The sequence below is a fragment of the Teichococcus aestuarii genome, from assembly GCF_003116135.1.
GTDB classification, from domain to species: Bacteria; Pseudomonadota; Alphaproteobacteria; order Acetobacterales; family Acetobacteraceae; genus Pseudoroseomonas; species Pseudoroseomonas aestuarii.
Window position 1 is genome coordinate 1 of sequence record NZ_PDOA01000015.1, and the last position, 18,172, is coordinate 18,172.

18 protein-coding genes and 1 pseudogene are annotated in these 18,172 nt (G+C 72.8%); 17 read left to right on the plus strand and 2 right to left on the minus strand.

Going from position 1 to position 18,172, the window contains the following annotated elements; genetic code table 11:
* The 7 genes and pseudogenes from CR165_RS17990 to CR165_RS25120 form a co-directional block, all read left to right on the plus strand.
* Positions 1 to 263: pseudogene (locus CR165_RS17990) on the plus strand (hypothetical protein); the annotation flags it as partial.
* 1 nt (position 264) lies between these two features.
* Positions 265 to 1,041: a DUF2497 domain-containing protein gene (locus CR165_RS17995; protein WP_109518334.1), complete on the plus strand. Its 777-nt coding sequence runs from the start codon at positions 265 to 267 to the stop codon at positions 1,039 to 1,041.
* A gap of 80 nt (positions 1,042 to 1,121) precedes the next feature.
* A complete protein-coding gene (locus CR165_RS18000; protein ID WP_109518335.1) occupies positions 1,122 to 3,821 on the plus strand; it encodes a valine--tRNA ligase in 2,700 nt (899 codons plus the stop codon).
* A 260-nt stretch (positions 3,822 to 4,081) separates the two neighbouring features.
* The gene (locus tag CR165_RS18005) at positions 4,082 to 4,603 is read left to right on the plus strand and encodes a PepSY domain-containing protein (RefSeq protein ID WP_109518336.1); all 522 of its coding nucleotides are present in this window, start codon (positions 4,082 to 4,084) and stop codon (positions 4,601 to 4,603) included.
* A gap of 174 nt (positions 4,604 to 4,777) precedes the next feature.
* On the plus strand, positions 4,778 to 6,502 hold the full coding sequence (gene ilvD, locus CR165_RS18010; RefSeq protein ID WP_109518337.1) for a dihydroxy-acid dehydratase: 1,725 nt from the start codon (positions 4,778 to 4,780) through the stop codon (positions 6,500 to 6,502).
* A gap of 189 nt (positions 6,503 to 6,691) precedes the next feature.
* Positions 6,692 to 7,105 (plus strand): YXWGXW repeat-containing protein, encoded by a 414-nt coding sequence (locus CR165_RS26145; RefSeq protein ID WP_109518338.1) that lies wholly within the window; start codon positions 6,692 to 6,694, stop codon positions 7,103 to 7,105.
* 2 nt (positions 7,106 to 7,107) lie between these two features.
* Positions 7,108 to 7,278: a hypothetical protein gene (locus CR165_RS25120; protein ID WP_181378230.1), complete on the plus strand. Its 171-nt coding sequence runs from the start codon at positions 7,108 to 7,110 to the stop codon at positions 7,276 to 7,278.
* A 40-nt stretch (positions 7,279 to 7,318) separates the two neighbouring features.
* Here CR165_RS25120 and xth read toward each other — a convergent pair whose 3' ends face one another.
* Together xth and erpA are read right to left on the minus strand one after the other, a co-directional pair.
* Positions 7,319 to 8,086 carry an exodeoxyribonuclease III gene (gene xth / locus CR165_RS18020; protein WP_109518339.1) on the minus strand — a complete coding sequence of 256 codons (768 nt, stop codon included), beginning with the start codon at positions 8,084 to 8,086 and terminating at the stop codon, positions 7,319 to 7,321.
* Positions 8,087 to 8,102: 16 nt separating this feature from the next.
* Positions 8,103 to 8,453, minus strand: coding sequence for an iron-sulfur cluster insertion protein ErpA (gene erpA, locus CR165_RS18025; protein WP_109518406.1), 351 nt, complete (start codon positions 8,451 to 8,453; stop codon positions 8,103 to 8,105).
* Between the two features lie 117 nt (positions 8,454 to 8,570).
* On the opposite strand from erpA, the gene CR165_RS18030 reads away from it, so the two are divergent.
* From CR165_RS18030 to tatC, 10 genes are all read left to right on the plus strand, one after another.
* Positions 8,571 to 9,722 (plus strand): deoxyguanosinetriphosphate triphosphohydrolase, encoded by a 1,152-nt coding sequence (locus CR165_RS18030; protein ID WP_109518340.1) that lies wholly within the window; start codon positions 8,571 to 8,573, stop codon positions 9,720 to 9,722.
* 15 nt (positions 9,723 to 9,737) lie between these two features.
* Positions 9,738 to 11,525: an arginine--tRNA ligase gene (argS, locus tag CR165_RS18035; protein WP_109518341.1), complete on the plus strand. Its 1,788-nt coding sequence runs from the start codon at positions 9,738 to 9,740 to the stop codon at positions 11,523 to 11,525.
* On the plus strand, positions 11,522 to 12,382 hold the full coding sequence (locus CR165_RS18040; RefSeq protein ID WP_109518342.1) for an SPOR domain-containing protein: 861 nt from the start codon (positions 11,522 to 11,524) through the stop codon (positions 12,380 to 12,382). The genes argS and CR165_RS18040 overlap by 4 nt, the downstream gene beginning before the upstream one ends.
* Positions 12,383 to 12,400: 18 nt before the next feature.
* Positions 12,401 to 13,420 (plus strand): beta-N-acetylhexosaminidase, encoded by a 1,020-nt coding sequence (gene nagZ / locus CR165_RS18045; RefSeq protein ID WP_109518343.1) that lies wholly within the window; start codon positions 12,401 to 12,403, stop codon positions 13,418 to 13,420.
* Complete coding sequence (locus tag CR165_RS18050; protein ID WP_109518344.1) at positions 13,417 to 14,118, plus strand: site-2 protease family protein; 702 nt, start codon at positions 13,417 to 13,419, stop codon at positions 14,116 to 14,118. The genes nagZ and CR165_RS18050 overlap by 4 nt, the downstream gene beginning before the upstream one ends.
* Positions 14,115 to 14,939 carry a segregation and condensation protein A gene (locus CR165_RS18055; protein ID WP_109518345.1) on the plus strand — a complete coding sequence of 275 codons (825 nt, stop codon included), beginning with the start codon at positions 14,115 to 14,117 and terminating at the stop codon, positions 14,937 to 14,939. The genes CR165_RS18050 and CR165_RS18055 overlap by 4 nt, the downstream gene beginning before the upstream one ends.
* Complete coding sequence (scpB, locus tag CR165_RS18060) at positions 14,923 to 15,519, plus strand: SMC-Scp complex subunit ScpB (RefSeq protein WP_109518346.1); 597 nt, start codon at positions 14,923 to 14,925, stop codon at positions 15,517 to 15,519. Before CR165_RS18055 ends, scpB begins: the two co-directional genes overlap by 17 nt.
* The gene (locus CR165_RS18065) at positions 15,516 to 16,562 is read left to right on the plus strand and encodes an ABC transporter ATP-binding protein (protein ID WP_109518347.1); all 1,047 of its coding nucleotides are present in this window, start codon (positions 15,516 to 15,518) and stop codon (positions 16,560 to 16,562) included. The genes scpB and CR165_RS18065 overlap by 4 nt, the downstream gene beginning before the upstream one ends.
* Positions 16,563 to 16,694: 132 nt before the next feature.
* Positions 16,695 to 17,363, plus strand: a complete 669-nt coding sequence (tatB, locus tag CR165_RS25720; RefSeq protein ID WP_245906562.1) for a Sec-independent protein translocase protein TatB — start codon at positions 16,695 to 16,697, stop codon at positions 17,361 to 17,363.
* A gap of 48 nt (positions 17,364 to 17,411) precedes the next feature.
* A complete protein-coding gene (gene tatC / locus CR165_RS18075) occupies positions 17,412 to 18,164 on the plus strand; it encodes a twin-arginine translocase subunit TatC (protein ID WP_109518407.1) in 753 nt (250 codons plus the stop codon).
* The last annotated feature ends 8 nt before the right edge of the window (positions 18,165 to 18,172 follow it).

An 18,172-nucleotide genomic window follows, 5' to 3' on the forward strand; every position in this document is an offset into this window, starting at 1 on the left:
TGGTGGGCAGCCGCACCACGCTCGACGTGCTGAACGCCGAGCAGGAGCTGCTCAACGCCCGCGTCACCCTGGTGCAGGCGCTCTCCAGCGTCGTCACCGCCAGCTACAACCTCGCCGGCGCCGTCGGACGCCTCACCGCCCGCGACCTTGCCCTCCCCGTCGCCCAGTACGACATGGAGGCCTACTACAACACCGTCCGCTCACGCTGGTTCGGCACAGGGGATTACAGCCAGGGCGGCGGCCGGCAACAGGAAGTGCGTTGAGATGGCCGAACCTCCCTATCGCCCCGACCCCCAGGAGCCCTCCATGGAGGATATCCTGGCCTCCATCCGCAGCATCCTGAACGAGGATGAGGGGCGCGACGCCCCGCCGCCGCTGGACCTGACCGAGGAGATGCTGGTGCCCGCGCCGCGCACCCCGGCCGGCACGGCCACGCCGCAGCCGCCGGCACGGCCGCCCCTGCCGCTGCGCCGGCTGGCCAATATCGGGCCGGCGCCGGCTTCCCCGGCCGGGACGCCGCCGGCACCCAGCGGCTCCCCCTCCACGCCCGCACCGGCGGCGCTGCCGCCGCCCGTGGCCATCGTGCCGCCGCCGGCGGAGCCCAGGCCGCCCGCGCCCCGGCCGGAGCCGGAGGCCGAGCCGCAGGCGGCCGAGGTGAAGCCTGAGCCGCAGGCGGCCGAGGTTAAGCCCCAGCCGCAGGCAGTCGAAGCGAAGCCGCAGCCGGCCGGGCCCGTGCCGCTGGTGCCGGAGCCTGCCGCCGGGCGCGCTTCCGCGCCGCATGCGGCGGAGCTGGAGGAGGGGCTGCTCGGCCCTGTCGCGGCCGCCGCCGCAGCAGCAGCGCTGGGTCAGCTCGCCCGCGCCGTGACGGAGGACCGCCAGGCGCCGGTGACGCGCCAGGGCGGCGCCAGCATCGAGGATGTGGTGCGCGAGGAGCTGCGCCCGCTGCTCAAGGCCTGGCTGGAGCAGCACCTGCCGCCGATGGTGGAGCGGCTGGTGAAGGCCGAGATCGGCCGCGTAATGTCCGGCGGCCGCGGCGGCTGAGCGGGAAGGGCGGGGGGTTTTCTCCGCCCTCCCGCTGCTGCCTCTTGACGGCGGCGCGGCGCCCGCACAAGCGTGCGCCCATGCTCGACAAGACCCTCTCGCCCGCCAGTTTCGAACAGCGCCTCTATGAAGGGTGGGAGGCCGCCGGCAAGTTCGGCGCCAACCCCGCCAGCGGGGCGGACCCCTTCACCATCATGATCCCGCCGCCCAACGTCACGGGCAGCCTGCATATCGGCCACGCGCTGACCTTCACGATCCAGGACATCCTGATCCGCTGGCGCCGCATGCAGGGGCGGGACGCGCTGTGGCAGCCGGGCACCGACCATGCCGGCATCGCCACGCAGATGGTGGTGGAGCGCCTGCTGGCCACCCAGGGCGTGAACCGGCGCGAGATCGGGCGCGAGAAGTTCCTCGAGCATGTGTGGGAGTGGAAGGCGCAGTCGGGCGGCAACATCACCCGCCAGCTCCGCCGCCTCGGCGCCAGCCTGGACTGGCCGCGCGAGCGCTTCACCATGGATGAGGGCCTCTCCGAGGCGGTGCGCGAGGTGTTCGTCACCCTGCACGAGCAGGGGCTGATCTACCGCGACCGGCGCCTGGTGAACTGGGACCCCAAGTTCCAGACCGCCATCTCCGACCTGGAGGTGGAGAGCCGGGAGGTGAAGGGCAGCCTCTGGCACCTGCGCTACCCGGTCGAAGGCGCGCCGGGCCGCTTCATCGTGGTGGCCACCACCCGGCCGGAGACGCTGCTGGGCGACACCGCCATCGCCGTGCATCCGGAGGACGAGCGCTTCCGCGACCTCGTGGGGAAGTTCGCCATCCTGCCGCTGGTGGGCCGCCGCATCCCCATCGTGGCGGATGAGTATTCGGACCCCGAGAAGGGCTCGGGCGCGGTGAAGATCACCCCCGCGCACGACTTCAACGACTTCGCCGTGGGCAAGCGCCACGGCCTCGCCATGCCCTCCGTGCTGGACGCGGATGGCAACGTCTTCCTCGACGAGATCGCGGCCGATCTGGTGGCGGTGGAGGGCGTGGCCGCGCCGGATTTCGTGCGGAGCCTGGCCGGGCAGGACCGCTTCGCCGCGCGCAAGGCGATCGTGGCGGAGCTGGAGCGGCTGGAGCTGGTCGAGACCATCGAGCCGCACAGCCACGCCGTGCCGCATGGCGACCGCTCCGGCGTGCCGATCGAGCCGCGCCTGACGCTGCAATGGTATTGCGACGCGGCGACGCTGGCGAAGCCCGCCATCGAGGCGGTGGAGACCGGGCGCACCGAGTTCGTGCCCAAGCACTTCGAGAACATCTTCTTCAGCTGGATGCGCGACATCCAGCCCTGGTGCATCTCGCGCCAGCTCTGGTGGGGGCACCAGATCCCGGCCTGGTACGCGCCGGATGGCAGCGTGTTCGTGGCGCGCACCGAGGCGGAGGCGCTGGCCCAGGCCCGCGCGAAGCTCGGCGACGGCGTGACGCTGACCCGCGACCCGGACGTGCTGGACACCTGGTTCAGCTCGGCGCTGTGGCCGTTCTCCACGCTGGGCTGGCCGAACAAGACACCGGAACTCGACAAGTATTATCCCGGCGACGTGCTGGTGACGGGGTGGGACATCATCTTCTTCTGGGTCGCCCGGATGATGATGATGGGCCACCACTTCATGGGCGATGTGCCCTTCCGCACCGTCTACATCCATGGCCTCGTCCGCGACGAGAAGGGCCAGAAGATGTCGAAGTCGAAGGGCAACGTCATCGACCCGCTGGAGCTGGTGGACAGCTTCGGGGCGGACGCGCTGCGCTTCACCATCGCCTCGATGGCGACGCCGGGGCGCGACGTGAAGCTCGGCCGCAAGCGCGTCGAGGACTTTCGTTCGTTCGGCACCAAGCTGTGGAACGCGGCGCGGTTCTGCGAGATGAACGGCATCGCGCCCGATGCGTCCTTCGACCCCTCGAAGGTCGAGACGCCGCTGGCGCGCTGGATCCTCGACGCCGCCAATGCCGCCATCGCCGAGGCGACCGCCGCGCTCGAAGCCTACCGCATGGATGACTATGCGGGCGCCTGCTACCGCTTCGTCTGGAACGGCTTCTGCGACTGGTTCCTGGAATTCGCCAAGCCCGCCCTGAACGGGCCGGAGGGGCCTGAGAAGGCCGAGGTGAAGGGCGCCGCCCAGCACGTGCTCGGCACCATCCTGCGCCTGCTGCACCCGGTGATGCCCTACCTCACCGAGGAGCTGTGGGACCGCTTCGGCTATGGCCCGGAATGCAGCCTGATCGGCGCGCCCTGGCCGCAGCCCGTGGCGGTGCCGGGGGCCGAGGCGGCGCGGGCCGAGCTGGACTGGCTGGTGGGCCTCGTCTCCGCCGTGCGCGGCGTGCGCGCCGAGATGAACGTGCCGCCCTCCGTGCTGGTGCCGCTGCTGCTGCAAGGTGCCTCCGCCGAGACGCTGGCGCGGGGCGGCCGCTGGATCGAGGCCATCCGCCGCCTGGCGCGCGCCACGGAGTTCCGCGCCCTGGCGGCGGGGGAGGCGCCGAAGGGTGTCGCGCAGGTCGTCGTGGCGGAGGCCACGGTGCTGCTGCCGCTGGCCGAGGTGATCGACCTCGGCGCGGAGCGGGCGCGGCTCGCCAAGGAGCGGGACAAGGCGGCGGCCGAGGGCGCCAAGGTGGAGCAGAAGCTGGCCAATGCCGACTTCGTCGCCCGCGCCAAGCCGGAGGTCGTCGAGGAGAACCGCGAGCGCCTCGCGAGCGCGCAGGCCGAGGTGGCACGGCTGGAGGCGGCGCTGGCGCGCATCGCGGGCTGAGGCGTTCCTTCTCCCGACCCGGACGCCGGCCCATGCCCGGGCCGGCAGCGGGGATTACGGCAAGGCTCGCGTTTTCGTGAGAAAAGCCGGATTATGGCGAAACCATGTCCGGTTTTTCATGTTTCCCCTCCATGCGGCACACGGTCGCGACGCCCCGCCACAGGCTGCGGGGCGCTCAAGGCCCGCGGGACACAAGTCCCGCGCCCGGCCTCCCCAGGAGGAACGGGCCGAGGCCATCCAAGCCATGGAGGCTCACTGACATGACGAAGCTCCTGAATTCTGCTGCGATCGCCACCGTTCTCTTCTTCGGCGCGCAGGGCGTGGCGCTCGCCCAGGGCGTCAATCCCGGCCAGCCCGGCAGCGCCGCCGGCGGCATGCAGGCCCAGTCCACCCAGCAGGGCCAAAGCCAGGGCCAGCAGGCCGGCAGCCAGATGCAGGCCATGTCGGAGCAGCAGGTGCGCACCGCCCTGCAGGCGCGCGGCTACTCGGAGATCGAGGGGCTGGAGCGCAACGACGGCACCTTCCGCGTCTCCGAGGCCAAGCGCTATGGCGAGACGGTCGAGGATCTGCGCGTCGACGCCCGCACCGGCATGGTGCGTGACGAGAAGCGCCTGAGCACCGACCAGGCCGAGACGATGCTCAAGGACCGCGGCTACTCGGATGTGAGCGATGTCGAGCGCGACGGCGACACCATCACGGCCAATGCCGAGCAGGCTGGCAACAAGGTCAAGCTGCGCATCGACGCCAAGAGCGGCATGGTCAGCCGGCAGCAGGAAGGCTGAGGCCCGGCGGGGCGCCGGGGCCAGCCCCCGGCGCCCGCCATCGGCTGGAGGAAGCCCGGGGGCAGCCGCTCCCGGGCTTCTTTCATGGCCGGCGCTGCCCTGTGCTCGGCTTGCCGGCGGAAGCTTGTTGCGCGATACAGCGGCGGGACGCAACGGAACGAAGGTCACACCCGCATGGCTGAGCAAAAATGGGATAAGTCGCGCCTGCCGAGCCGCCATGTGAGCGTCGGCCCGGAGCGCGCCCCGCACCGCTCCTACTACTATGCCATGGGCATGACGGAGGAGGAGATCGCCCAGCCGCTGGTGGGCGTCGCCACCTGCTGGAACGAGGCCGCCCCCTGCAACATCGCGCTCAACCGCCAGGCGCAGAGCGTGAAGCAGGGCGTGAAGGAAGGCTTCGGCACGCCGCGCGAGTTCACCACCATCACGGTGACCGACGGCATCGCCATGGGCCACCAGGGGATGAAGTCGTCGCTGGCCAGCCGCGACGCCATCGCCGACACGGTGGAACTCACCATGCGCGGCCATTCCTACGACGCGATGGTGACGCTGGCGGGCTGCGACAAGTCGCTCCCCGGCATGATGATGGCCATGCTGCGCCTGAACGTGCCGAGCGTGTTCATGTATGGCGGCTCGATCCTGCCCGGGAAGTTCAAGGGCAAGGATGTCACCGTCGTGGACGTGTTCGAGGCCGTCGGCCAGCACGCCGCCGGCAACATGTCGGACGAGGATCTGCACGCGCTGGAATGCGTGGCCTGCCCCTCGGCCGGCGCCTGCGGCGGGCAGTTCACCGCCAACACCATGGCCACCGTCTCCGAGGCGATCGGGCTGGCGCTGCCCGGCTCGGCCGGGGCGCCCGCGCCCTATGAGGACCGCGACCGCTGGGCTGTCGCCTCCGGCCGCGCGGTGATGGAGCTGCTGCGCAAGAACATCCGCCCGCGCGACATCGTCACGCTGAAGGCGCTGGAGAACGCGGCGGTGGTGGTGGGCGCCACGGGTGGCTCGACCAATGCCGGGCTGCACCTGCCGGCCATCGCCCATGAGGCGGGCATCCGCTTCACGCTGGACGACGTGGCGGCCATCATGCGCCGCACCCCCTACATCGCCGACCTGAAGCCGGGCGGGAAGTACGTGGCGCTCGACGTGCACAAGGTCGGCGGCATCCCGGTCATCATCAAGGCGCTGCTCGATGCCGGGCTTCTGCATGGCGACTGCATGACGGTGACCGGCAAGACGCTGGCCGAGAACCATGCCGACGTGGTGTTCCCGACCGACCAGGACGTGATCTACCCTGTCTCGAAGGCGCTGACGCCGACGGGCGGCGTGGTCGGGCTGAAGGGCAACCTCGCGCCGGACGGCGCCATCGTGAAGGTGGCGGGCATGAAGGTGCAGCGCTTCGAGGGCACCGCGCTGTGCTTCGACTGCGAGGAGGACGCCTTCAAGGCCGTGGACAGCCGCGCCTACAAGGAGGGCGACGTCCTCATCATCCGCTACGAGGGCCCGAAGGGCGGCCCCGGCATGCGGGAGATGCTCTCCACCACCGCCGCCATCTACGGCCAGGGCATGGGCGACAAGGTGGCGCTGATCACCGATGGCCGCTTCTCCGGCGCCACGCGCGGCTTCTGCGTCGGCCATGTCGGGCCGGAGGCGGCGGTCGGCGGCCCGATCGGCCTGCTGAAGAATGGCGACCGCATCGTCATCGACGCCGAGAAGGGCAGCATCGACGTGCTGCTCTCCGAGGAGGAACTGGCCGCGCGCCGCGCCGCGTGGCAGCCGCGCAGGACCGACTACAATTCCGGCGCGCTGTGGAAGTATGCGCAGCTTGTCGGGCCGGCGCATCTCGGCGCCGTGACCCACCCTGGCGGTGCCGAGGAAACGCATTGCTACGCCGATATCTGAACGTCTTCCTGAACTGACAGAAAAAAGAAGAGGGGGCGCGGGGGAGAATTCATTCTCCCCCGGTCTTTCTTTGTAACACCGCGCCCCGCTTCGTCTTTCTTCCGCCCCAGCTTCGCCATGGTCGGCTCCCTAAGCTCGGGACGTGGACGCCGCGGCCTCCGGGATGCGGCGGGACAGGGAGAGGACCGGATGCTGAACCGTCGCACATTGCTGGGTGGGTTGCTGGGGGGCCTCGCCGCCGCCCTGCCGCTGGCCGGGGCCGCGCAGGCGCAGCCCCATGGGCCGCCGCCCGGCTATCCGCCGGGTGGTCCTCATGGCGGCCGCCCGCCGGGTCCGCCGCATGGGCAGCCGCCGGGGCCGCCGGCGGGGCATCGGCCGGGCCGCCGCCCGCCGCCGCCCCCGCCGCCGCGCGCGGAGGGGCCGCGTGGCCGCCCGCCGGAGCCACGCGCCCAATGGCAGCCCGGGCATTGGGTGTGGCGTGCCGGAAACTATGACTGGGTGCCGGGCCGCTGGGTGCCGCCGCGTGGCCGCGGCCGCTGGCGGGAAGGCCGCTGGGTGGAGCGCCGCGGCCGCTGGGTCTGGGTCGAACCGGGTTGGAGGTAAGAATGATGCGCCGGCTGATGACGTGCCTGCTGTTGGGAGGCGCCGCGCTGGGCCTGGCGGGATGCGTGATCGCGCCGGCGCCCGCCTATTACGGCCCGCCGCGCGGCTACTACTACGCCCCGCCGCCTTCGCCGCCACCCCCGCCGCGCTACCACTACCATCGCGGCTGGTGAGACGGCCCGCCCGCTGCCCGGCAGGGCGGCGGGCGATGCCTCAGGCGAGGTCGACCAGCACCGGCGTGTGGTCGGAGGGCTGTTCCTGGCTGCGCGGGGCGAGATCGACCCAGGCGGCGGAAAGGCGCTCGGCCAGCTCGGGCGAGAGCAGGGCGTGGTCGATGCGCAGGCCGCGGTTGCTTTCGAAGGCCGGGCCGTAATCCCAGTAGGTGTAGATCCGCTCGGCCGGGTGCAGCGCGCGCACGGCGTCGGTCAGTCCGAGATGCTCCAGCGCGCGGAAGGCGGCGCGGCTCTCGGGGCGCACCAGCGCGTCGGTCGGCGGCATGGCGCCCGGCTCGTGGTCCAGCCCGGTGGGGCAGACGTTGAAGTCGCCCAGGATGGCGAAGGGGGTGAAGGCGTCGAGCCGCGCCTGGGCGATCTCGCGCAGCCGCGCCATCCAGCGCAGCTTGTAGGCATAGCCCTCGGCGCCGCCGGAATTGCCGTTGGGCAGGTAGATGCCGGCGGCCTGGAGCCCCTCCGCCGCCACCTCGATGTAGCGGGCGTGGCTGTCCTCCTCCTCGCCCGGCAGTCCCTCGGCGACCACGGAGAAATCGACGCGGCCGAGCACGGCCACGCCGTTGCGCCCGCCGGGCTGGCCCACCGCGTGGCAGCGGTAGCCCAGCCCCTCGAACTCGGCGGCGGGGAATTCCTCGGTCTTGCACTTCAGCTCCTGCAGGAACAGCAGGTCGGGCTGGGCGGTCTCGAGGAAGCGGCGGAGATGCGGCACGCGCTTGCGCACCGAATTCACGTTGAAGCTGGCGAGGCGCACGCGCGGGGCGGCCCGCTCAGCCGAGCGAGAAGGAGGCGCCGCAGCCGCAGCCGGAGGCCGCCTGCGGGTTCTTCACCGTGAAATGGGCGCCGATCAGCTCGTCCGCCCAGTCGAGCTGGGCGCCGGCCAGCAGGTCGAGGCTGACGGGGTCGATCATCACCCGGCTGCCTTCGCCCTCCAGCACCAGGTCGTCCTCCGCCACGGCGTCGTCGAGCTGGAAGGAATACTGGAAGCCGGAGCAGCCGCCGGCCAGCACGGCCACGCGCAGGCCGGTGCCGGGGCGGTCCTCGCGCGCGGCGATCTCGGCCACCTGGGCGAAGGCGCGCGGCGTCACGGAGAAGCGGGCGGGAATGGTGCCATCGGGCATGGGCGGGGACTCCTTGGCCCCGAACATAGGCGGCGCGGGCGGGAATTCCAACGCCGCGCGGGGCGGGGCAGGGACGGCGTTGCGGCCATGCCGCACCGCTGGTAAGGCCCGCGCGTCATGACCGACCTCGCCCCCTATGCCGTGCGCGCCGAGACATCGCGTGGCCGCCTCCACCCGGAGCCGGACAATGGCGTGCGCTCGCCCTTCCAGCGGGACCGGGACCGGATCATCCACAGCGCTGCCTTCCGCCGGCTGCAATACAAGACGCAGGTCTTCATCTACCACGAGGGCGACGAGTTCCGCACCCGGCTGACCCACAGCATCGAGGTGGCGCAGATCGCCCGCTCCATCGCCCGCCGCCTGGGCGTGGACGAGGATCTGGCGGAGGCGCTGGCGCTGGCGCACGACCTCGGCCACCCGCCCTTCGGCCATGCCGGGGAGGAGGCGCTGAACGGCATGATGCGCCCCTATGGCGGCTTCGACCACAACGCGCAGAGCCTGAAGGCGGTGACGGTGCTGGAGAAGCGCTACGCCGAGTTCGACGGGCTGAACCTGACCTGGGAGACGCTGGAGGGGCTGGCCAAGCACAACGGCCCGATCCGCCGCCCCTCCAGCTTCATGGCCGAGTACGATTCGCTCCATCCGCTGGCGCTGGAGACCCATGCCTCGGTCGAGGCGCAGGTGGCCGCGCTGGCCGACGACATCGCCTACAACAACCACGACCTCGATGACGGCCTGCGCGCCGGGCTGTTCACGCTGGAGGAGGCGGCCGCGCTGCCGCTGATCGGCGGCATGGTGCGCGAGGTGCGCGAGCGCTATCCGGAGGCGCCGCGCGCCCGCCAGGCCAGCGAGGCGATCCGCCGCGTCATCAACCTGATGGTGCAGGACGTGGTGCAGGAGGCCGGGCGCCGCCTGGCCGCGCTGGCGCCCGCCAGCGTCGATGACATCCGCGCCGCCGGCCGCGCCATGGTGGCCTTCAGCGCGCCGATGCAGGAGGCCAACCAGCAGGTGCGCGCCTTCCTGCGCGGGCGCATGTACCGCCACTGGCGCGTCAACCGCACCACGCAGAAATCGCGGCGCGTGGTGCAGGTGCTGTTCAGCCTGCTGCATGGCGGGCCGGACATGCTGCCCCCCGAATGGCGCGACCGCGCCGGCGAGCCGGGCAGCCCCGCCTGCGCCGGCGTGGTGTGCGACTACATCGCCGGCATGACCGACCGCTTCGCGCTCGACGAGCACCGCCGCCTGACCGATCCCCACATCCCCGGCTGACGATACGGACCCCTGATGGAACAGAACCAAGCCGCGCCCCAGGACATCTTCGCCGCGCTGCGTGCCGGGGTGCTGGACTGCCTGCGCCGCCTGCTGCCCGAGCTGCCGGAGGAGGCGATGGCCAAGGTCGCCGTCGAGCCGCCGCGCGACCCGGCGCATGGCGACATGTCCACCAACGCCGCCATGGTGGTGGCGAAGCCGGCGAGGCTGCCGCCGCCGAAGCTGGCGGCCGAGCTGGCCACCGCGCTGGCCGCGCTGCCGATGGTGGCCGAGGCCGCGCCGGCCGGCCCCGGCTTCGTCAACATCCGCCTGCGCGAGGACTACCTGCTCGGCCAGGTGCCGGTGATGCTGCGTGCCGGCGAGGCCTATGGCGACGGGCAGGCCGGCGCCGGCATCCGGGTGAACGTGGAATACGTCTCGGCCAACCCGACGGGGCCGATGCATGTCGGCCATTGCCGCGGCGCCGTGGTGGGGGACGCGCTGGCCAACCTGCTGCACAAGGCGGGCTACGCCGTCATCAAGGAATACTACATCAACGACGCCGGCGCGCAGGTGCAGGCGCTCGCCTACGCCGCCTACTGGCGCTACCTGCAGGCCCTCGGCACCACGATGACCGAGGAGGCGTATGCCGAGGCTGTCCCCGGCGGGCTGCAGTACCGCGGCGAATACCTGGTCCCGGTGGGCGAGGCGCTGAAGGCCGCGCATGGCGATTCCCTGGCCCCCGGCGCCCGCCCGGCCGAGGCGGCGCTGTGGCTGGACACGGTGCGCGAATTCGCCGTCAGCGAGATGATGGCGGCGATCCGCGAGGATCTGGCGGCGCTTGGCGTCGAGCATGACGTGTTCATCAGCGAGGCGAAGCTGGTGCGGGACGGCGTGGCGGATGCCGCCATCGCCGCGCTGGCGGAGAAGGGCCTCGTCTATGAGGGCGTGCTGGAGCCGCCCAAGGGCAAGACGCCGGACGACTGGGAGCCGCGCCCGCAGACGCTGTTCGCCTCCACGAAGTTCGGCGACGACGTGGACCGGCCGCTGCGCAAGTCGGACGGCAGCAACACCTACTTCGCCAACGACATCGGCAACCACGCCGACAAGATCGCGCGCGGCATGCAGCAGCTGGTGCAGGTGTGGGGCGCCGACCATGGCGGCTACGTCCGGCGCATGCAGGCGGCGACCAAGGCGCTCTCCGACGGCACCGTGCCACTCGACGTGCTGCTCTGCCAGATCGTCAAGGTGATGAAGGGCGGCGAGCCGGTGCGCATGTCCAAGCGCGCCGGCACCTACATCACGCTGCGCGACCTGATCGACGAGGTCGGCAAGGATGCCGTCCGCTTCACCATGCTGACGCGCAAGAGCGACGCGCAGATGGATTTCGACCTCGACCGCGTGGTCGAGCAGTCGCGCGACAACCCGGTCTTCTACGTGCAGTACGCGCATGCGCGCTGCCGCTCCGTGCTGCGGCAGGCGGGCGAGCAGGGGCTGACCGAGGGGCTCGACGGCGTGCCGCTCGGCGCGCTGCGCGACCCGGCGGAACTGGCGCTGATTCGCCGCCTGACCACCTGGCCGCGCATCGTGGAGGCCTCTGCTGCGGCGCGGGAGCCACACCGAATTGCCTTTTATCTCGGTGACTTGGCCAGCGACTTTCATATTTTGTGGAACCGCGGGCGGGATGATGCGACACTGCGCTTCATCCGGGCCGAGGAGCCGGAGGCCACGCGCGCGCGCCTGGCCCTGGTGGCCGCGACGGCCCTCATCATCCGCTCGGGCCTCAGGGTCATGGGCGTCGCACCGGTCGAGGAGATGCGATGAGGGAAGCGCCGATTCCTTCCTACCGCGTGCGGGAAGCCACCGATGATGGCGGCTCCCGGCGCATGATGCTGATTGCCGGCGGCGTCGCCGGCATCCTGGCCGTGGGTGGCCTGGTGGGTTGGGCCGTCAGCAAGTACACCGACGACACCATCCCGGTGGTGGAGGCGGATTCACGCCCGATCAAGGTGCGGCCCGACGACCGCGGCGGGCTGCGCGTCGCCAACCAGGACGAGATCATCTTCCAGCGGCGCAACGCCAATGGCAGCTTCGAGCCTTCCGGCCGGCTTGGCCCGGCGGCCGAGGCGCCGAACCTCGACGCGCTGCGCGCCGCGACCATGCCGCCGCCGGTGGTGCCGCCCGTCGTGGCGCCCATGGCGCCCGCCCAGCCGGCCGCGACGGCCCAGGCCCCAGGGCAGAACGGTGGGCAGGATGGGGGGCAGAACGGCGCTCCGGGCAGCGCGGCCGCGCCGCAGCCGGGCACGGTGGCGCAGGCCCAGCCGCCCGCCGCGCCGCCGGCCGCCGCCTCGGCTCCGGCCCCGGCGGCGCCGCAGGCCGAGCCGGCCGCCCCGCCCGCCGCCGCGGCGCCGCCCGCGCCCGTGCGCAGCACCGGCGGCGTGGTGGTGCAACTCGGTGCGCTGGACTCTGAATCCGGCGCCCGCTCCGAATGGGACCGCCTCGCGCGCCGCGCGCCGGAGGCGTTGCAGGGCCGCACGCCGCAGGTGCTGCGCTTCGAGCGGGACGGCTACCCGACCATGTGGCGGCTGCGCACCGGCGGCTTCGACAGCCGCGACAGCGCCAGCAGCTTCTGCGACACCATCAAGAGCCGCGGCGGCGCCTGCGCCGTCATCGGGGGCTGAGGAAGGCCAGGGATACCCATGAGCACGCCGCGCGCCGCCATCATCGGCCTCTCCGGCCCCGTGCTGCTGGCCGAGGAGGCGGCGATGCTGCGCCGGATGCGGCCGCTCGGCGCCATCCTGTTCGCGCGCAACGTGCGCGACCCGGTGCAGCTCCGCGCGCTGACCGGCGCCATCCGCGCCGAGCTGGGCGAGGCGGCGCCGGTGCTGGTGGACCAGGAGGGCGGGCGCGTGGCGCGGCTGCGGCCGCCGCACTGGCCGGCCTTCCCGCCCGCCGCCCTGTTCGAGGAGCGCGACGCCGAGGCGGCGCGGGCCAACGCCACGCTGCTGGCGCTGGAATGCAGCGCCGCCGGCTTCGACGTGGTCTGCGCCCCGGTGCTGGATCTGCGCCTGCCGGGGCGGCACTCGGTGGTGGGGGACCGCGGCTTCTCCGCCCGGCCGGAGGAGGTGGCACGGCTCGGCGCCGCCTGGGTGGCGGGGCTGCAGGCGGGGGGCGTCATCCCCGTCGTCAAGCACATGCCCGGGCATGGCCGCGCAATGGTGGACAGCCACCTGGAGCTGCCGCGCGTCGATGCGCCGCGCGCCGCCCTGGCCGATGATTTCGCGCCCTTCGCCGCGCTCGCCGGCAGCGGCGCCTGGGGCATGACGGCGCACCTGCTGTTCGAGGCGCTGGACGCCACGCGCCCCGCCACCCTCTCGCCCGGCATCATCCGCGACATCATCCGCGGCGAGATCGGCTTCTCCGGCGTGCTGGTCTCGGACGACCTGGCGATGGGCGCGCTTTCCGGCACGCCGGGCGAGCGCGCGGCGGGCGCGCTGCGGGCGGGCTGCGACATCGCCCTGCATTGCAGCGGCGTGCTGGCGGAGAGCCAGGACGTGCTGGAGGCCAGCGCGCCGCTGACCGACGCCGCGCTGGAGCGCCTCGCCGCCGCGCGCGACGCCATGCAGGCCGCCAGCGCCGCCGCCCCCGCCGCCGCGCTCTCCGACCTGATGGCCGCCCTGGCGGCGCGGCGCGACGCGCTGCTGCGGGACGCCGCGTGACCGGCTGGCTGCCCGAGCTCGCCATCGCGATCCTCGCCACGGTCCTCGCCATCACGCTGCACGAGGCGGCGCATGGCTACGCCGCGCTGGCGCTGGGCGACGACACGGCGCAGCGCGAGGGCCGGCTCAGCCTCAACCCGCTGCGGCATGTGGACAAGGTGGGCACCCTCATCCTGCCCGGCATCCTGCTGGCGGTGCAGCTGCTGACCATCGGCCGGGTGGAGGCGATGTTCGGCTGGGCCAAGCCGGTGCCGGTGAACATCTGGAAGCTGCGCAACCCGCGCTACGGCATGGTGCTGGTGGCGGCGGCGGGGCCGGCGATGAACGTCTTCCTCGCCTGGTGCGCCGCCATGCTCGGCCACCCGGTGGAGCAGCTCAACGGCGTGCTGCCGCCCGAGGCGCTGGAGCTGATGGTGCGCTTCATCGTGCTCTCCATCATGGCCAACCTGCTGCTGGCGCTGTTCAACCTGATGCCCATCCCGCCGCTGGATGGCGGGCGCATCCTGGTGGGGCTGCTGCCGCGCCCGCTGGCCGAGCCGCTGGCGCGGCTGGAGCCGGCCGGGCTGCTCATCGTCATGCTGCTGATCTTCGTGCTGCCGCGCCTCTCGGACGGGCTGGACCCGATCGGCTGGATCGCCGGCATCGTCACCGGGCCTGGCTTTCGCGCCATCCTCTGGCTGGCCGGCCACGGGCCATGACCGGCGCGGCCGCGCCGGCGCCGCCGCCCGAGGTGCTGCATGTCAGCCTGGAGGGCTATGAGGGGCCGCTCGACCTGCTGCTGGAGCTGGCGCGGGCGCAGAAGGTGGACATCGCCCGCCTCTCCATCCTGGCGCTGGTGGACCAGTACCTCGCCGTCATCGAGGGGGCGCGGCGGGTGCGGCTGGAGATCGCCGCCGACTGGCTGGTGATGGCCGCCTGGCTGGCCTGGCTGAAATCCCGCCTGCTGCTGCCCGAGGACCCGGAGCAGGAGGAGGACGCCGAGGCGCTGGCCGGCCAGCTCGCCGAGCGGCTGGCCGAGCTGGAGCGGATGCGCGCCGCCGCCCGCTGGCTCGGTGCCCGCCCGCAGCTCGGCCAGGAGGTGCTGGCGCGCGGCGCGCCAGAGCGGCTGCTGCGGCAGGACCGCAGCGGCCTCTCCGCCGACCTGCCGGCGCTGCTGCGCGGTTATGTGGAGGCGCTGCGCCGCGCCCATGCGAAGCGCCCCTACCGCCCCGTGCCGCGCCGGCTCTGGACGGTGCAGGAGGCGCTGGAGCAGTTGCAGGGCCTGATCGGCACGCTGCCCGGCTGGGGGGAGCTGCAGCGCTTCCTGCCGCCCGCGCTGCGCGACCCGGTGGAGCGCCGCGCGGCGCTGGCCGCCACCCTCATCGCCGGCTTGGAGATGGCCCGCGGCGGCGGTATCGAGCTGCGGCAGGAAACCGCCTTCGGCCCCATCCTGCTGCGCACCGCCCGCGCGGGCGGTGCGCAGCAGGATGGGGCCGGGGCCGTGATGCCCGAGGAGCAGAGCCATGACGCCGCCGCCTGAAGACCCCGGCCATGACCCCGCCGGCATCGCGCCGCTGGAGCACGCGCTGCGGCTGGCCGAGGCGCTGGTCTTCGCCGCCGACCGCCCCGTGCCACCCGAGCGGCTGCAGGAGCTGCTGCCCCCCGGCCTGCGCGCCGAGGCGGTGATGACGCTGCTGGCCGCCCGCTATGCCGGGCGCGGCGTGCAGCTCACCGAAGTGGCGGGCGGCTACGCCTTCCGCACCGCGCCCGACCTCGCGCCGCTGCTGACCCGCGTGGTGGAGGTGCCGCGCCGCCTGCCGCGCGTGGCGATGGAGGCGCTGGCCATCATCGCCTACCACCAGCCGGTGACGCGGCCCGAGATCGAGGAGATCCGCGGCACCAGCCTCTCCCAGGCGACGCTGGAGACGCTGCTGGAGCACGGCCTCATCGCCCCGCGCGGCCGCAAGGAGGTGCCGGGCCGGCCCAGCCTGTGGGGCACCACGCCGCGCTTCCTCGAGCAGTTCGGCCTGCGCGAGCTGACCGACCTGCCGCGCCGCGAGGAGCTGCTGGCCGGCGAGGCTCAGCCCGGCCTGGGCCCGGGGCAGGGAATGGCGCCGTGAGCCTGGAGCTGTCCGGCATCCGCCATGCCTTCGGCACGCGCGAGGTGCTGCGCGGCATCGACCTGACGGTGGGGGCGGGCGAGATCCTCTGCCTGCTCGGCCCCTCGGGCGATGGCAAGACCACGCTGCTGCGCCTCGTGGCGGGGCTGGAGGCGCTGCAGGTGGGGCGCATCGCCATCGGCGGCCGGGTGGTGGCCGAGGCGGGGCGGGAGGAGCCGCCCGAGGCCCGCCGCGCCGGCTTCGTCTTCCAGGACTACGCGCTGTTCCCGCACCTGACCGTGGCGCGCAACGTGGGCTTCGGCCTCGGCGCCCTGCCGCGCGCCGCGCGCGCCGCGCAGGTGGCGGAGGCGCTGGAGCGGGTCGGCCTCGGCGCCTTCGCCGAAGCCTATCCGCACATGCTCTCGGGCGGGCAGCAGCAGCGGGTGGCGCTGGCCCGTGCGCTCGCCCCGCGCCCGGCCGTGCTGCTGCTGGACGAGGCCTTCGCCAGCCTCGACGCCCGGCTGCGCGAGCGGGTGCGGGACGACACGCTGCACGTGCTGCAATCGGCCGGCATCGCCACGCTGATCGTGACGCATGACGCGGAGGAGGCGATGTTCATGGCCGACCGCATCGCGCTGCTGCGCGGCGGCCGGGTGGAGCAGCTCGGCACGCCGGAGGAGCTGTATCTGCGCCCCGCCAGCCGCTTCGTCGCCACCTTCCTCGGCGAGGTGAATGCGCTGCCGGCCACCGTCTCGGGTGGGGTGGCGCGGGCCGCGCTGGGCAGCGTGCCCGCCGCCCTGCCGGACGGCCCGGCCGAGCTGCTGCTGCGCCCCGAGGGGCTGCGGCTGCTGCCGGAGGGGCAGGGGGTGGCGGCGGTGGTCGAGGCGTCCCGCCTGCTCGGCGCCAGCACCATGGTGCACCTGGCGGTGCCGGGCGGGGAGGGCGGCGCGCCGCTGCACCTGCATGCCCGCCTGCCGCCCGGGCCGCGCCTGGCGCGCGGCGACCGGCTGGGGCTGGCGCTGGACCCGGAGCGGGCCTTCGTGTTTTCGGCCGCGAGCCCCTAGATAACGCGCGGGGAGCCGCGGAGAATGCGGGAGCCGGGAAATGCACGGGCCAAGATTGGCGCTGCCGCCCGTTCCTGCTAACGGAAGCGGCCCCCGCCAGGGGCAACCCCGCCTGGGGGAGATGGGAAGCACATGTTCGATTTAGCCTGGTCCGAGATTGCCCTTATCGCGGTCGTCGCGGTCGTCGTCATCGGGCCGAAGGACCTGCCGGACGCCATCCGCAGCGTGGCCAAAGGGGTGCAGAAGCTGCGCCGCATGGCCTCCGAGTTCCAGAGCCACGCGGATGAGCTGGTGCGCGAGGCGAAGCTCGAGGATGTGCGGGACCAGATCCGCGATATCCGCAGCTTCGACATCAAGAGCACGATCGAGCGCAATCTCGACCAGGATGGCGAGATCCGCCGCACCTTCAACGACGACCCGCTGAAGGACGCCTGGAAGCCGACGCCCGCCGCCGACGCCCCGACGAGCACCACGACGGGTACCACGCCGGCCGCGGCCGGGGAGGGCGCCAGCCCCGCCGGCGGCCAGATCCACGGCCCCGAATCGCCCGCCGCCGCGCCGGAGCCGACGCGCCCGGCCGGCCCGCCGGCCTTCGTGCCGCCCAGCCTCGCCGCCGAGACCGGCCGCGACACCAATCCCGGCCCCGCGCGGCCGGCGGAGAGCAGCCCCGCGATGAGCCACACCCCGAACGCTTCCCCCGCGCCCGGCCCGTCCGCGGCTGGCTTGTCCGCGCCTGGCTCGTCCGCGCCTGGCCCGACCGTGTCCGACACGGGCGCGGCCAAGCCCACCTCCAGCGTCTGAGCCGCCGCCGTGGCCCGCGAACAGGAAGACATCATCGACGACAAGCCGATGCCGCTGATCGAGCATCTGCTGGAGCTGCGCACGCGCCTGCTCTGGTCGCTCGGCGCCTTCATCATCGCCTTCGCGCTCTGCTATTACTTCTCCGCCCAGATCTACGGCTTCCTGGCCCGCCCGCTGGCCGACATCCTGCACCAGCAATCGGGCGGCGAGCGGCGGATGATCTTCACCGCGCTCTATGAGGCCTTCTTCACCTACCTGAAGGTGGCGATGTTCGGCGCCGTCTTCATCAGCTTCCCGATGTGGGCGACGCAGCTCTGGCTGTTCATCGCGCCCGGCCTCTACCGCAGCGAGAAGAAGGCGCTGCTGCCCTTCCTGCTGGCCTCGCCGGTGCTGTTCCTGCTGGGCGCGGCGCTGGCCTACTACTTCATCTTTCCGCTGGCCTGGAAGTTCTTCATCTCCTTCGAGACGCCGCCGGGCACCGGCGCGCTGCCGGTGCAGCTGGAAGCCAAGGTCAGCGAGTATCTCAGCCTCGTCATGCACATGATCCTGGCCTTCGGCATCGCCTTCCAGCTGCCGGTGGCGCTGACGCTGATGGCCAAGGTGGGCATCGTCTCGGTGGCCGGGCTGAAGAAGGGCCGGCGCTACGCCATCGTCGGCATGTTCGTGGTCGCCGCCGTCATCACGCCGCCCGACATCATCAGCCAGGTCGGCCTCGCCGTGCCGCTGATCCTTCTCTACGAGATCTCCATCCTGGCCGCCGGCTGGGTGACGCCCAAGCGCGACGACGACGACAAGAGCTGAGCCCAAGC